Raw genomic sequence first — 12,956 nt, 5'->3', positions numbered from 1 at the left:
TGGTGGCCCGCTTGCCGGCGACGTCCAGCGTCGAATCGCCGCCGACCTTCTCGACCCGGTTGCCGCCCGCCTTGTGGCTGCGGTTGCCGCCGACCTCGACGGTCTCGTTCCCCGCCACATTGGTCGAGCGGTTGCCGCCCACCTTCCAGTCATCGTCCGAGGAGATCGCATGGTTCTGCCCGGCCAGCACCGTCACGCCACGCGCGCCGACGATGGTGTTGGTCTGCGCCGCGCCGACATTGCGCGTCTCGGTCGCGGCCACGCTGTCCACCCGCGCCGCCTTGACGGTGACGGTCTGCACGCCGCCGACGGTCTGGCTATGCGCGCCGTCGATGGTCTCGGTGGAACTGGCGGCGACATGGATCGTCTCGGTCGCGCCCACGTCCAGGCTGCGATGGCCGCCAACCTTTTCCGTATCGTCCACCCCGATCGAGACCTGGCGGTTCGCGACGATGGTGGTGAACTTGTCGTTGCCGACGCTTTCGCGGCGGTCGTTGCCGATGGACTGGGTGGCGTCGTTGCCGACATCCTCGACCCAGTCATGGCCGATGCGGCGGGTCTCGTCGTTCTTGATCAGCTCGTTATGGTCCTTCTGCGCCTGGAAATACACCTCCTCGGCGCCGGCCTTGTCCTCGAAGCGCAGCTCGTTCCAGCCGCCCCCGCCGGGCGAGCTGTTGGATTTCCAGCCCGATTGCGTGGCATTGCCGGGCAGGCCATAGGGCGGCACCTGCTCGGCATTGTAGACCCGGCCGGTGACGATGGGCCGGTCGGCATCGCCGTCCAGGAAATCGACGATCACCTCCTGCCCGATGCGGGGGATCTGGATGAAGCCCCAGCCCGCCCCGGCCCAGGCCTGGCTGACGCGGACGAAGCAGGTGGAATGCGCGTCGCGCCGGCCCTTGCGGTCCCAGAAGAACTGCACCTTCACCCGCGCATGTTCGTCGGTATAGATCTCGGCCCCCGCCGGGCCCACCACCACGGCGGTCTGCGGCCCGCGCATCGGGCGGCGCGGCGTGCGGCGCTCGGGGCGGAAGGGGATGCGCGCCGGGGCGCAGACCAGCCGGACGTGATAGCCCAGCGGATCGCGCGCCTCCTGCCCGGCGCGCTGGCCGGCGCGGACCTGATCGTCCCACATGCGATAGCGGGCGGACAGCACCAGGTGGCGGTCGTTTTCCGCCTCGCGCGGGAAACCGGTCAGGGTGAAGCTGCGCCCCGGCCCCAGCGGCCGGGCGGTGCCCTCGGCCGCGACGCGCTCGAAGGCGGCCTGCGCCTCCTCCAGCCGGATGCCGGCCAGCCGCTCGCCGCGCCCCAGGTCCAGGTGCCGGCCGGGATAAAGGTAAGCCTCGCGCCGGTCTCCGGCATGGCCCTCGGGCCGGCTCGCAGTCGCCATCAGGTCCGAGGAGGGTTTCAGGAAATCGTAATCGGTCTGCGCGAAACCCCCGATCCGCACCGCGGCGCGCGGCACCCAGCCGGTCAGGTAGTCGCCTTCGCGCGGCGCGCTGGGGCTGTCGGGCTCATAGGCGATCTCCGCGGCGCCCGGCGCGGGCTTCATCGCCGCATTGGCATCGGCCAGCACGGTGACATGGCCGTCCTCGCCATGCTCGAAGAAATAGAAGATCCCCTCCTCCTCCATCAGCCGCTGAAGGAAGTCGAGGTCGCTTTCCTCGAACTGGACGCAATAGTCGCGAGGCGGGTAGCTGCCCTCCAGCCGCTTGTCCAGCACCACGTCGGGATAGGCGCGCAGCACCTCCTCGATGATGTCGGGCACCGAGAGGTTCTGGAAGATGCGGTTGTCGGTCGCCAGGCTCGCGAACCACAGCGCCGGGCGCAAAAGCAGCCGGTAGAAGGCAAAGTCGTCGCGGATCTCGGCCAGGCCGAACTCGGCGACATGGCCGTCGAAATGCCGCGGCTCGCTGTCCTCGGGGCCCTTGACGGCGATGGTGGCGCGGGTGCCCAGCACGTCCACCGCCTTCACGTCCAGCGTCTTGGCCGAAAGGCGCAGCTCGAAGGCGAAGGGGGCCGAGACCTGTTCCTCGCCCTCCATGCGCTCGAAGGTGACGGGCTCGCCGATGGCGGGGATGGCGACGGTGATCTCGCGGGCGGATGACATGCTGACCTCCTGCCGATTACCGGTTGCAGTATGACGCAAGCCGGGCGGATTGGCGAATGATTACAGCACCTGCGGGCAGGCAAGCCCCGCCAGCAGGCGCCGGGCGGAAAGCGGGTTCAGCGGCCGGTCGAACCCCATCTCCAGAAACAGCCGCGCGCCTTCGGTGCGCAGGTCGATCAGGAAGCGCCGCCCGCCATCGCGTTCACGCAGCCGCAGGGGCGCCAGCAGGCGCATCAGCCCCCAGGGGCCGGGCTGCTGCAAGCGGGCCGCGCCCTCGGGCGTGGCGAAACTGACCTCGATCCCGGCGGCGGGATCGGCGCCCGGCCAGTCCAGCGCCACCGCATCCCCCGCCGCGCCCACCGGCCCGCCATGGCCGCCGACCAGCAAGGTGGCCCGGCCGCGTTCGGCCAGGGCGGCGGCCGAGATGTGCAGCCCCGGCGCCAGTGCCGCCCCCGCCGTCAGCGCGCGTTGCAGAAAGGCGGCGCTGTCGGGGCTGAGCCCGGCAAAGCGCGCCTCGGGCTTCCAGCGCCAGGGATCGGCATCGCGGTCCAGCAGTTGGGCGGCGCGGGCGCCGAGGAAACGGTCCATCGCGCCGCCCGGCCCGATCAGGGCGGCGACCGCGGCCGGATCGGCATCGGGCCCCTGGGCAAAGGGAAAGCGCCCGGCCAGGGCGGGGGCACAAAGCGGCAGCACCTCGGCCTGCCAGGCGCGGGTCAGGGGATTGGTCAGGTCGCTGGCCTCGGCCGCGCCGCTTTCGGCCAGCGTGTCCTCGACCAGCCGGCCGATCAGCGGCGGCGCGTCGCGCAGCGCCCGGACCGTGCGCGCCCTGGCCTGCACGCCAAGCAGCCGGCGCTGCGCATCGGCGGCATCCGCATCCATCGCCCCCAGCGCCACGTTCAGTTCGGCAAACAGCGCGGCGATCTGGGCAATGCGGCCGCTTTCCACATATTGGATCTCGGGACCGAAACGGACGGCGACGGCCAGTTGCAGCGCGTGCGGGCGGCTGCGGTCGGTGCCGCCGACCTGACGCCAAACCTCGGCGATCAGCGCCGCCAGGGGCGAATCCGGCCGCGACAGCGCCCCCGAGACCAGCACCGCCCGCCGCCGGTCGTCGAAGGAGCGCAGCCGCAGGTCCGCAAGCCAATCCTGCCAATGCTGCAAGGTCGCGGCTTGCAGCAGCGCCATCACCCGGTCGGGGCTGTCGTTCTGCTGGGTCGGCGCCTCGGCGAACAGCGCGGCGCCGGCCTGCCTTGCCGCCTCGACCGCCAGGCCGGCGCCGCGCGCCCGCGCCATGTCCCAGCCGGCGGCGGTGTAAAGCCCCGGCACCGGCCGGTCGAGCGGCAGGCCCGAGCGGCGCTCGGCGATATCCCCCAGCACCGGCAGCGCCTGCGAAGGGCGCCAGGGCACCAGCGCCGCCGCCTCGGCCGAACGGCGCAGTTCCAGAAAGGCGCGCTCGGGCTCGGGCGCCTCGGCCGCGAGGACGCGCGCCTGCGCCAGCAATTCGGCATCGGGCGGCACGACCGGCGTCTCGGGACGGCGCGGCAAGGCCAGCAGATGCGAGGCAAGGCCGGCTAGCGCGGGATCGGCGCCGGCGCGATCCTCGGCCCAGCCGGCCAGCCAGGCGGGTTGCCAGTCCGCCGCGCCCGACAGCACCGACCAGGCGCGCAGCGTGTCATAGGCGGCGGCCGGCTCGCCCTCGCCGGCCAAAGCGCGGTCGATGGCGCGGGCCAAGGCCGGCGGCAGGTGGCGGGCACGCGCCTCGGCCAGCGCCGCCGCCGCACGACGGGCGGCATCGCGCCCAGTCAGCCAGCCCAAGGGCCGCACTCGCACCCGCGCCATGCCCGCCGCCACCTGCGCCTCGGCCCGCCGCAGCCGGTCGAGCCGCGCGCCCAGATCGGCGAAGGCCGCATCGCGGTCCAAGCCCGCCGCCAGCGCCTCGGCCTGGAACAACCGGTCCAGCGCCCGGCTTTGTCCGGTCTCGACCCACAGCGCCCATCCGATGGCGGCCAGCAGCCAAGCCGCCGCCAGCACCGCCAGCATGGCGCCCCAGCCCGCCGGCCGACCGCGATCCAGCGCCTGGCGCCGCGCCTCGGTCCGGGCCAGGCAATCGGCCACCAGCGCGCGCACCGGGTCCAGCTCGGGCCCGCCGCGCCGCAGCACCTCGGCCAGGCTGGCGCCGTCCATGGCGCCGAAGCCGCGCGCCGCGCCCTGCCAGCCCGGCAGCGCCGGATTGGCCGCCCCCGCGTCCTGCAAGAGCAGCGCCAGCGCCGCCCGCGCCGCCGCCGCCGCCTGCGGCGACAGACCGGCCCGCAGCGCCTCGGTGCCGAAGCGGTCCAGCAGCACCCGGGCATGGCCGGCCAGCGCCGCCACGTCCTCGGCCACCCAGGGCAGGCGTCCGGCATAGACCAGCACCGGCTGGGCCAGCCGTTCGGCGGCGGCGGTCAGAGCTTCCCCTCGGCCTGCCATTTGCGCAGCGTCTCCTCGCCGATCTCGAAATGCATCGAATCCTCGCGGCTGTTATAGGCGGCGCCCCAGAACCAGCCCTCCTCGTTGAAATATTCGGCCAGGATCAGCAGCCCGAACTGCGTCGCGCCATCGGCAAAAGGGTCGAGCTGCCCCTCCAGCGTCAGGTCGATGGCCGTGCCCCAGGAATGGTTCGAGATCGACCGGGTCGAGCCGCGGATCAGCCGTGCGCAAAGCCCGCCGGCCGTGCCCAGTTTGGCATGGATGTCGGGATCGCTTTGCTCCAGCCGCTCCAGCACCCGCGCCAGGCTGTCGAGCGCGGGCTTCAGCATGGTCACGGTGATCGGCCCGACCTTGCGCGTCTCGATCAGCCCCCGCAGCCGGGGATTGGTCACCGGCTGGCAATCGGTGTTGTAGCTGTCGCGCGGCGACCCCAGGATCGCCAGCATGGTCGCGTTGCGCGGCTGGGTGATGCCCTTGTTGAAGCGCGACTTGGCCAGCCGCATCTGCTCGGTCAGCGCCTCGGTCGGCGGCGGGCTTTCGAAATCCTCGCCGCCCAGATCGGCGGGAGGGGCGAGCTGAAGCTGCGGCGCGACAGGGGCACGGTTCGCCACCAGGCTCAGGTCGTCGCGCAGCTGCGCCAGGTCGGCGCGCAACCCCTGGCGCTCGACCCGCGCCTCGGCCAGCGCCTCGCGCAGCACGGCCAGTTCGGCCTCTTGCCGGGACAGGCGCAGCTCGGTCGCCTGGTCGGCGCTGTCGAGAAACCAGGTCGTGACCGCAAAGGCGATGGCGCCGATCACCACGCCGATCGCCACGATGATCGGGGCAGCGAGCGTGCCCGCCGGGCGCGGCGCGGGGGACCGGCTGCGCCCCGGCGTCGCGCTGCGCGTGGGCGGGGCGGTTGGCGGGGCGGGACGGCGGGCCATCTCAGCCCGCTCCGATATCGACGACGATGACCGAGACATTGTCCGGCGCTCCGGCCGCCAGCGTCTGCTGCAACAGCCGGGCACAGGCGGCATCGGCGGGCGTGCCCGTGGCCAGGGCGGCGCCGGGCCGGGTCTCGCGCAGCGCCTCGGCCAGCGCGTCGTCGGGCAGCACATGCGTCAGCCCGTCCGAGCACAGCAGCAGCCGGTCCCCCACGGCCAGGTCCAGCGCCGCCAGATCCGGCGCCGCCCCCGCCCCCACGGCGCGGGTGACGATATTGGCCTGGGGGTGGTCGCGCGCCGCCTCGGGCGCCAGCCGGCCCGCATCCACCCATTCCTGCACCAGCGAATGATCGCGGGTCAGCCGCGCCAGCCCATCCTCGCGCAGCAGATAGGCACGCGCGTCACCCGCCCAGGCCAGCGTCAGCCGGCCGCGCCGGATGATCGCCGCGACGGCGGTGGCGCCGATCACCGCGCCCTCGCGCCGGCCCCGCGCCGCGATCAGCGCATCCGCCTGGGCAAAGCGCGCGGCCAGGGCGGCAGCGGGCTCCTCATTGTCTGCGATGGTCTCCAGCGCGTCGATCACCCGGTCCGAGGCATAGCCGCCCAGCCGGTGCCCGCCCATGCCGTCCGCCACCGCCCAGACCCGGCCCGAGGGATCGACCAGGATCGCATCCTCGTTCTGCTCGCGCACCGCGCCGCGGTGGGTCAGCCCGGCGCCCCTGACCGACAGGCCGCGCCGGGTGGTGGGACCGTTCACGGGCAGATCCTTTGCAGGCAAGACAGCCTCATCCCGACAATGGCGCAAGAATTGAAAACATCCTTAGTTTAGCGTAAAATATTTGTTCAGGGATGCAGTTTTTTTATGGTGATTCCCGTGCTGCGGACTGGCCTGGCCATATTGTCCGGCATTTGCCTTCTGGTCGGCTCCGCCCAGGGGCAGGATCTGACCGAGGCGCAGATCCTGGAACGCTTCGAGGCGCAGCGCGAGATGTATCGCGCCAGCACCCAGGGCCAGAAGACGCGCGGCCTGGACATGATCACCGTCACCCAGGGCGGCGAGCAGGCAGAGACGACGGCGGCGACCGGCACGGTGGTCTTCGGCGAGTTCGCGCCCGAGCTTCAGGTCAACATCGCCATCCGCTTCGCCTTCGATTCCGCCAGCATCGCACCCGACCAGCGCCCGGCCCTGGAAAAGATGTGCTCGGCCATGCGGCAATCGGATGTCGGGCTGTTCCGCATCGTCGGCCATACCGACGCCAAGGGCTCGGACAGCTATAACGAAACCCTTTCCAAGCTGCGCGCCGAGGAAGTGCGCCGCTGGCTGGTCCAGGATTGCGGCATCGCCGCCTCGCGGCTGGAGGCGCTTGGCATGGGCAAACGCTTCCTGGCCAACCCCGCCGATCCGGCGGCGGCCGAAAACCGCCGGGTCGAGTTTCAGGCATTGAGTTGACGGACGAGCGCGCCGCGGAGGCACCGGCCCGGGGCAGCGACAAGATGCAGACGATCAGACAAAGTCGGACGGCCTAACGAAATCAGGGCGACGCCAAGGTCGCCGCATTGCTCGGGGGAGGCAGGAAAGTGGCATTCGCAAGACGCGGTCATCGCCCGCCCGGCCCGGTCACCCCAGCAATCGCCGTCGCGGCCATCGCGGCGCTTGCCATGCTGGCGCTGCCGGCGGGGCCGGCGCGGACCCAGCCCCGGCCCCCAACCGCAAGCCAGATCACCCAGGACAGCTATCAGCCACCGATGCAGCGGCTGTCGGGTTCGGTCGTGTTCAGCGGCTCGCCGGGACTGGCCGCGCCCGCGGGCGCGGACCGGCTGTCGATCCAGCTTACGGATGTCCGGGTCGAGGGCGCCCTGCCCGGCAGCGAGGCCGAGGTCGCGGCGCTGCGCCAGCGCCTGACCGGCAAGCGGATCGCGGTCTCCGAGATCTTCGCCGCCGCCTCGGATCTGGAGGCCGCCTATGTGCGCCGCGGCTATGTGCTGTCGCGGGTGGTCATCCCGGCCCAGACGCTGGAGGATGGCGGCGCGCTGCGCCTGACCGTGGTCAGCGGCTTTGTCGAGAAGATCGACACCAGCGCCGCACCCCCCGGCCTGCGCGCCCGGCTGGAGGCCATGACCGCGCCGCTGGTCGACCGCCCGACGCTGCGGCTGCCCGATATCGAGCGGCGGCTGCTGCTGGCCGGCGACATGTTCGGCGTCGCGCTGGGATCGGCGCTGTCCACCGGCGCCCGGCCCGGCGGCACGGTCATCATCCTGAACCCGCAATTCCGCTCGGTCACCGGCTTTATCGGCCTGGACAACAGCTTCTCGCGCGAGCTGGGGCGGGTGAACTTCAGCGCCGGGGTCGAGCTGAACAACCAGTTCGGCCGGGGCGAGGTGTTCTACCTGCGCGCCTCAGGCCATCCCAAGCTGGGCGACGACGGGTATTTCGGCGACCGGCCGCAATTACGCACCCTGGCCGGCGGCGCGGTGCTTCCGCTGGGCAATGACGGGTTGACCTTCGGCGTCGAGGCGGCCAGCTCCAAGACCGGGCCGGACACGGGCGCGGTGGCCACGGCCTCGGATTTCGACCGGCTCTCCTTCCGGCTGTTCTATCCGGTGGTGCGCTCGGTCAAGCGCAACATCTCGGTCACGGCGGCGCTGGACCTGCAACGCGACCGGCAGGATCTGGAGACCAGCGTCGGCGATTTCGGACTCTACAAGGACCGCACCCGCGTCCTGCGCCTGACCGGCGAGGGCAACTGGCAGCTGTCGGACCAGAGCGCGCTGCGCATGGCGGCGATCCTGTCGGTGGGGCTGGACGCCCTGGGCGCGCGCAGCGCCGCCGACGCGACGCCGACCGAGCCCCTGTCGCGGGCCGGCGCGGATGCGGATTTCCGCAAGCTGGAGCTGTCCTTCCGCTATGACCGCGACTTTCGCCAGGACTGGAGCCTGGCGCTGTCGGGGCAGGCGCAGACCGGCTTCGGCGACCCGCTTCTGTCCAGCGAGCAATTCGGCATCGCCTCGAGCGAGGGGCTGTCGGCCTTTGACCTGGGCAGCCTGTCGGGCGATTCCGGCTGGTTCCTGCGCGGCGAGGTGGCGCGGCATTTCCCGGCGCAGGGCTTCGGGCATCCGCTGGTGGTCAGCCCCTATGCCTTTGCCGCCCTGGGCGCGGTCAATCTGGAAAACCCCTCGGCCGACGAGGCTGCGCGCATCGAGGCCAGCTCCTTCGGCATCGGCGTCGATCTGCGGCTGATCCGCGACCCCAGCTATTCCTCGGCGCTCATCAGGTTCGAATACGGCAAAGGGAACAGGGACGATGGCCAGGAAGATCCCTCGCGTTTCACGATCGTCAGCTCGTATCGCTTCTAGCCCCCGGCGCCGGCTTTGGGCGGCGCTGCTCATGTGCAGCGCATTGGTGCCCGGGCCGCTGGCGGCGCAGACCCTGCCCAGCGGGCCGAACGTGGTCGGCGGCAGCGCCAGCGTCAGCACCCCGAGCCCCGGCGCCATGCGCGTGGACCAGCGCAGCAACCGCGCCATCATCGACTGGACCAGCTTCAGCATCGGCGCCGGCGGCTCGGTCCGGGTGCATCAGCCCGGGCGCGAGGCGGCCCTGCTGAACCGGGTGACCGGCGACAGCCCGACCCGGATCGACGGCTTTCTGGGCGCGAACGGCCAGGTCTTCGTCGTCAACCGCAACGGCATCCTGGTCGGGCGCGAGGGACGCATCGCCACGGCGGGTTTCGTCGGCTCGACGCTCGACATCTCGAACGAGGATTTCACCGCCGGCCGGCTGCGCTTTTCCGGCGACCGGCCCGGCACGGTCGAGAATCGCGGGCGCATCGACATCATCCCCGGCGGCTATGCCGCGCTCTTGGGCGGACGGGTCGCCAACAGCGGCACGATCCGCGTGCCGCTGGGCACGGTGGGGCTGGGTGCCGGGCGGCGGGCGGTGCTGAACCTTTCGGGCGACAATTTCCTGTCCGTGGCCCTGCCGCCGGCCGAGGGCGGCGAGGCGATGGCGCTGGTCGAGCAGCATGGCCGGATCTCGGCCGATGGCGGCGTGATAGAGATCGAGGCGGCGACGGCGCACCATGCCGCGCGCCACGCGATCAACCTGTCCGGAGTCACCGAGGCGCGGACGGTCTCGGGCCGCTCGGGCCGGGTGGTGCTGGGCGGCGGCGACGGCGGGCGCGTGCGGGTCGCGGGCCGGGTCGATGTCAGCGGCGGCCGGCGCGCCGCCGCCCCGGTCAGCGCCGAACGGCCGGCGGCACGGCCCGAGCGCGGCGGCAGCATCGCCATCACCGGCAATCACATCGCGCTGGAGGGTGCCGTGCTGGATGCCAGCGGCACCGGCGGCGGCGGGCTGATCCGCGTCGGCGGCGATTATCGCGGCACCGGCGACCTGCCCCGGGCACGGCGCACCACGCTGGACGCCGGGACGCGGCTGGCCGCCGACGGGATCGGCCATGCCGATGGCGGGCGGATCATCGTCTGGTCGGATGCCCATACCCGCTTTGCCGGCGGCGTCTCGGCCCGGGGCGGCGCGCAGGGCGGCGACGGCGGCTTTGCCGAGATCTCCAGCCGCGGCGAACTGGCCATCCGCAGTTCCGACGTGCGGGTCTCGGCCCCCCGCGGCCGGCCGGGCACGGTGCTGTTCGACCCGCAGAACCTGCGCATCGTCGATGAGGAGACCTATAATCCCGACGACCCCACGCATGTGCTGGTGACGACCATCTACGACATGCTGCTGGACCCGGGGCATTACATCCTCTCGACCGAGGGCGAGGGCGACGATGCCGGCGACCTGGTGGTCGATACGCCGATGACCCTGACCTTCGCCGCCGGCGCGGCCAGCCATCTGGACCTGCGCGCCGACAACGACCTGCTGGTCAATGCCGCGATGGGCTGGAGCGGGCCGGGCCAGCTGTCGCTGACCGCCGGCGCCGGCCTCACCACCCTTGGCGGGCTGAGCTGGAGCGGCGCCACGGCGCTGAACCTGACGGCGGGGGAAAGCATCGCGCTGAATGCCCCGGTGCAGGGGCCGGCCGGGGCGCTGAACCTGCAAGCGCCGCTGGTCACGGCGGCGGCGGGCGTGGCGGTGGACCGCTTCCGGCTGAACGGCGCCGCGCAATGGCGGCAGGTCGCCGCCACGCTGCCGGGCTTTTCGGCGCGCGATTTCGCCATTTCCGACACCGCGGGCTTCCTGCGCGCCAGAGGCGGCGCCGGGACCTCGGCGAACCGCTATGTCATCACCGATGTCTATGGGCTTCAGGGCATCGGCTCGGCCGGCTATGCCGGGGCGCATTACGCCTTGGGCGCCGACATCGCGGCGGCAGGAACGGCCGCCTGGAACCTGGGCGAGGGGTTCCGGCCGATCGGCAGCCGCGGGACGCCGTTCTCGGGCAGTCTCGATGGCGCCGCGGCTGGCGGCCGCCACGCGATCACCGGGCTTTCGCAAGAGCTGAGCTTCGGCCCCGGCGGGCTGTTCGGCATGATCGCCGGGGCGACGATCCGCAACCTGCGCCTGTTGGGCATCGACCTGGATGCCGGGCAAAGCTTTGCGCCGGTCGTGGGCGGGCTGGTCGGCGAGACCCTGGCCGGCACCACGCCGAACCTGATCGAGAACGTGCTGGTCACCGGCCGGATCGAGGCGGCCATGGGCGAGGATTCGGTCAGCAGCGCCAGTTTCGGCGGCCTTGCCGGCGCCTTCGGCAATGGCCGCATCGCCAATGCGGAATCGCGCGTCACGCTGGCCTTTTCCGGCGGGGCGGACGGGATGGGCGACGTGATCTTCGCCGGCGGCCTGATCGGCCAGTCGCGCGGCGGGACGACGATCACCGGCAGCCGCTATGCCGGCAGCATCCAATCCAGCTTCGACGGTTTCGAGCAGGACGTCGACGGCTTCGCGGCCCCCTCGCGGCTTGGCGGGCTGGCCGGGCGGACCGGGGCGGGCGACAGCATCACCGATTCGACCGCCGCCGTGCAGATCACCCAGATCGGCAGCGGCAACTGGGTCATCGGCGGGCTGGTGGGCGAGAATGCGGCGACGCTGACCGGGGTCTCCGCGACCGGCGACATCACCCTGACTCAGGGAGAGTTGGAAGGCATCCGCCGGCTGGTGCTGGGCGGGCTGGCCGGCATGAACAGCGGCGCCGTCTCGGACGGCTGGAGCGATGTGGCGATGGATCTCGACACCGCGGGCTATGTCCAGGCCGGCGGGCTGATCGGCGTGAACGAAGGCACGGTCGGCGCCGCCTATGCCCTGGGCGGGCTGAGCCTTGCCCTGTCCCGGCCGGTGGAAGGGGCCAGCTTTGCCGAAATCGGCGGACTGGTCGGCTATAACGAGGGCACGCTGGGCGATGTCTTTGCCGACAATGCCGTCGACATCTCGGGCGATGCGACGGTCGCGGCGGGCGGCCTCACCGGCTGGAACCAGGGCGAGATCGCCCGCGCCCGCGCCTCGGGCAGCCTAAGGCTGGTGCTGAACGGCACCGAGGGGCTGGATGCCCCGCGCTCAGCCCTGGGCGGCCTGGCGGGCTGGAACAGCGGAAGCGTCACCGATGCCTATGCGCTGGCGCCCGTGACCTATTCCGGCAACCTGCCGGCGACCATCGGCGGGCTGGTCGGCTCGAATGCCGGCAGCATCGACCGCAGCTATGCGGCGGGCCGGATCGCGACCACGGCACCGGCGGCCCTGCTGCGCACGGGCGGACTGGTCGGGGCCGACGACGAAGGCGAAGGCACGGGCAGCGTCACCCTGTCCTTCTGGGACCGCCAGGCCAGCGGGCAACCGCAATCCGCCGGCGGCACCGGCCTGACCACGGCGCAGTTGCAGGACACGGCGGGCTTCATCGCCCGCGCCGAGGGCTGGAGCTTTGCCACCACCTGGGCGCCGGGCGGCAATGGCGCCTATCCGCAGCTTTACAGCATCGACCCCGTGCTCTGGGCCGAGCCCAGGCCGCTGACCGCGACCTATGGCGACGCCCTGCCCGCGCCGGGCGGCACGGTGCATGGGCTGGGCCGCTATCTGTTCGGCGACCAGCCCTCGGTCGCGGGGATCTTCAGCCTGCCGGCGGGCGCGCGCAATGCCGGGACCTATGCCATCCAGACGGCGGGCACGGTCACCTCGCCGGGCGGGACCAGCTATCGCATCATCGCCTCCGCGGCGAGCCTGACCATCAACCGCGCGCTGCTGACCGTCTCGGCCGACGATCTGGACAAGATCTATGGCGAGCGGTGGCTATTCTCGACCGGCGATGCCACCGCCACCGGGCTGCGCTATGACGACCGGCTGACCGCGGTCAATCTGGCAAGCGAGGGCGCCGAGGCCGGGGCCTGGGTCGCCGGCTCGCCCTATGTTATCACCGCCAGTGGGGCCCGGATCGGCGGCGCAGCCGGCGACGCAACCGGCAATTACATCATCAGCTATGCCGAGGGGGCGCTGGAGGTGGTGCCGCGCAGCATCACCATCG

Annotated in this window: 7 protein-coding genes; 3 read left to right on the top strand and 4 right to left on the bottom strand. The window is 72.1% G+C overall.

What is annotated here, in order from left to right; translation table 11 throughout:
• The 4 genes from tssI to AQY21_RS13115 all read right to left on the bottom strand — a co-directional run.
• A partial coding sequence (gene tssI, locus AQY21_RS13130; protein WP_058098096.1) for a type VI secretion system tip protein VgrG occupies positions 1 to 2,110 on the bottom strand: 2,110 nt, incomplete at its 3' end.
• 60 nt (positions 2,111 to 2,170) lie between these two features.
• On the bottom strand, positions 2,171 to 4,576 hold the full coding sequence (locus AQY21_RS13125; RefSeq protein ID WP_058098095.1) for an ImcF-related family protein: 2,406 nt from the start codon (positions 4,574 to 4,576) through the stop codon (positions 2,171 to 2,173).
• Positions 4,552 to 5,499 carry a M15 family metallopeptidase gene (locus tag AQY21_RS13120; RefSeq protein WP_152988223.1) on the bottom strand — a complete coding sequence of 316 codons (948 nt, stop codon included), beginning with the start codon at positions 5,497 to 5,499 and terminating at the stop codon, positions 4,552 to 4,554. Before AQY21_RS13120 ends, AQY21_RS13125 begins: the two co-directional genes overlap by 25 nt.
• Position 5,500: 1 nt before the next feature.
• The gene (locus AQY21_RS13115; RefSeq protein ID WP_058098094.1) at positions 5,501 to 6,256 is read right to left on the bottom strand and encodes a PP2C family serine/threonine-protein phosphatase; all 756 of its coding nucleotides are present in this window, start codon (positions 6,254 to 6,256) and stop codon (positions 5,501 to 5,503) included.
• 117 nt (positions 6,257 to 6,373) lie between these two features.
• Between AQY21_RS13115 and AQY21_RS13110 the strand changes: the two genes are divergently transcribed.
• The 3 genes from AQY21_RS13110 to AQY21_RS13100 all read left to right on the top strand — a co-directional run.
• Entirely contained in the window at positions 6,374 to 6,949 is a 576-nt protein-coding gene (locus tag AQY21_RS13110) for an OmpA family protein (protein ID WP_238986773.1), read from the top strand.
• Positions 6,950 to 7,077: 128 nt separating this feature from the next.
• Entirely contained in the window at positions 7,078 to 8,853 is a 1,776-nt protein-coding gene (locus tag AQY21_RS13105) for a ShlB/FhaC/HecB family hemolysin secretion/activation protein (RefSeq protein WP_152988222.1), read from the top strand.
• Positions 8,854 to 8,884: 31 nt separating this feature from the next.
• On the top strand, positions 8,885 to 12,956 hold a 4,072-nt coding region (locus AQY21_RS13100; RefSeq protein WP_058098091.1), incomplete at its 3' end, for a filamentous hemagglutinin N-terminal domain-containing protein.

Origin of the sequence: Paracoccus sp. MKU1 (assembly GCF_001447385.1) — a bacterium.
Taxonomy (GTDB): Bacteria; Pseudomonadota; Alphaproteobacteria; order Rhodobacterales; family Rhodobacteraceae; genus Paracoccus.
This window is presented reverse-complemented; position numbering and strand designations above follow the sequence as displayed.

Coding starts and splice junctions, on each gene's coding strand:
- AQY21_RS13125 (WP_058098095.1), bottom strand. CDS start 4,576: ATGGCAGGCCGAGGGGAAGCTCTGACCGCCGCCGCCGAACGGCTGGCC.
- AQY21_RS13120 (WP_152988223.1), bottom strand. CDS start 5,499: ATGGCCCGCCGTCCCGCCCCGCCAACCGCCCCGCCCACGCGCAGCGCG.